This window comes from Tateyamaria pelophila (assembly GCF_019966495.1).
Lineage (GTDB): Bacteria > Pseudomonadota > Alphaproteobacteria > Rhodobacterales > Rhodobacteraceae > Tateyamaria > Tateyamaria pelophila.
Genome location: NZ_JAIMIA010000192.1, coordinates 3,717 through 5,725, shown reverse-complemented (window position 1 = coordinate 5,725; position 2,009 = coordinate 3,717). Strand labels below are relative to the sequence as shown.

The following is a 2,009-nucleotide window of genomic DNA, read 5'->3' as shown; positions in this document are numbered from 1 at the left end:
TTGGCGTTGCGGCCCATGAGCGCGATCTGCACCATTTCCGCCTTGGCCTTTGCGTCCATCCATGTCGCAGAGGTCAGCCGGGCGGCGTCCTGAATGGCTCGGTCGAGGTCGTCAATGGCGGCTTCGCGGGCCTCGGGTGTCGCACCGCGTCGGATGGTGGCAAGGGCAGCGCGCATCCGCGTAGCGGCGTTTGCGATGGTCAATCCGGTTTGTGTCATCTTGGTCTCCTTGATTTTGTAGGGTTGGCGACGCAGCGCGGACGCCGCTGCGCCGCCCGGTCGGACGGTCTGGCCATGTCGAACAACCGGACCACCCTAGCGCGGGGCAATCGACAAACCCCCGCACATTCGTGTTCACCTCAGTTCGGCATCATTCGCCAACACGGCGCGCGGGTCGGCGTCGCCCCGGCGAAGCGGGGCAGCGCCTTCGCGCTCCTGTTCGCGGACCGTTGCTTCCTCAGCTAATTCGCAGGCCAGCAAGTCGGCGTCGATCTTGGCGAGCGTGGCGGCCCGCTCATCGGCTGCGATGCCCTGAGGCATATCGCGGTATTGCTCGGCAAGGGCCGCGCTAAGTAGCGCGGCCATGCCCTCAGCCTGAGACGCGAAGGCCAGCATCGCCATTTGGCGAGCATCTAGGCTTAGAGTGGGTGTGCGACAATCTTGGGGCCGTGTCAGGCTTGATAGGTTCAGGTCTGCAATCGCCCCCTCAGCTTCGCGCAGCACCGCCTGCGCGGCGGCGTCCTGCGCCTCCGCCAACGGCACAGGTCGAGCCTCTATATCGGCCCGCTGGTCGCGAAGGCGCGAGCCCATCTGGCGAAGTTCGGACAGCGCCTTGCGAGCATCACCCGCGCCCTTGGTCGCTGCCTTCCGGCGTGTCGTCAGTTTTTCAATCAAAGCGGCCATTATGCGTTCTCCTGAACGGGTGCTGCCGGTGCGCCGAAGTCTTGCGGTCGCAGATCGTCGGGCAGATCAAGGCCCTTGGCCTGCGCGTATTCCAGCGCGCGCTGGAAGGTCTGCCCGGCGGTCGACGAAGCCTGCGCCAGTTCGTTCTCACGGTCGGTCATTTCCGCCAGTTCACGCTTCGCTGCTTCGATCCGGCGATTAGTGCCATCAAGGGCCTCTGCCTCGCGATCTGGCCCGTGGTTCATTTCGATCCGGGCACGATGCCGTTCAAGGTCACGCAGCCGGTCCCGCAACTCAAGGCGGTCGTCGGCAGCGGCCCTACAGGCCGCCAGCCGGTCGCGGCGGATCATTCGCAGGTGGTTAAGGCGGTTTACGTCTAGTTTCATGGGTGGCGCTCCTTTCGTGTTTCAAAGATCGTCGGTCGGGCTGGTCAGTTCCATGGGTGGAAAGTGACCATTTTCGCCCAATATCTTGCGCAGGCGGTTGGCACTGAGGGGTTGCTGCCCCTTGACCATCAGGCGGTGAAGCGTCGCCTCCGGTTCGGCGGCGGGTTCTGTCCCGGCATTCCAATGCCTCGGCCAACCGGAGGTGGCATAGCGCCGCCAGTGCTGCGCGATGAGGTCGGCGGCGGCGGTCGGGCCGAGGTCGGCCCTCCACGCGCGCCACAGTGCGCGCAGAGCAGCGTCACGGCGCACCATTCGGAGCCGCTGGCGGGAATGGGTGCGGCCCGGTGCGGCAAGACCCATCGCCGCGTCGAGCGATCCCTCTGTTCCCACACAACCATCCAGCCATCGCAGGACGCCAAGGGCGGCCCGCCGGGCTTCCGGCCCGGCGGTCAGCCCGGCCTCCGCCAGCGCGTGAAGGTCCAGCGCCGCGCGCAGCCCAGCGTCGCCGTCGAGGGCGAAGTCGGAGTGGTCCGGGATATGGCGGGCGCGGGCGGCCAAGGGTCAACCCGTCCTGTCCTGACAGCGGCGCAGGCGACATTCCTCGATTAGCGCCGCATTCACCCACTCCGCGATCATAGCCCCCGGCATCCGACGCGGCAGGCCCATCGGGGCCAGCCGCTCGCGGAGTTCTGCAATAGCGGAGCGAAGGATATCGCCGCGA

Annotated in this window: 4 protein-coding genes; all 4 read right to left on the bottom strand. The window is 66.6% G+C overall.

All coding sequences use genetic code 11. The features are described 5' to 3' along the window. Positions 1 to 218: hypothetical protein (locus tag LC354_RS25980; protein WP_223428863.1), on the bottom strand; the 218-nt coding region annotated here is incomplete at its 3' end. A 135-nt stretch (positions 219 to 353) separates the two neighbouring features. Beyond that, the gene (locus LC354_RS25975) at positions 354 to 902 is read right to left on the bottom strand and encodes a hypothetical protein (RefSeq protein WP_223428862.1); all 549 of its coding nucleotides are present in this window, start codon (positions 900 to 902) and stop codon (positions 354 to 356) included. Continuing rightward, complete coding sequence (locus LC354_RS25970) at positions 902 to 1,288, bottom strand: hypothetical protein (protein ID WP_223428861.1); 387 nt, start codon at positions 1,286 to 1,288, stop codon at positions 902 to 904. The genes LC354_RS25975 and LC354_RS25970 overlap by 1 nt, the downstream gene beginning before the upstream one ends. Positions 1,289 to 1,309: 21 nt before the next feature. Beyond that, on the bottom strand, positions 1,310 to 1,678 hold the full coding sequence (locus LC354_RS25965) for a hypothetical protein (protein ID WP_223428860.1): 369 nt from the start codon (positions 1,676 to 1,678) through the stop codon (positions 1,310 to 1,312). Positions 1,679 to 2,009: the final 331 nt, after the last annotated feature.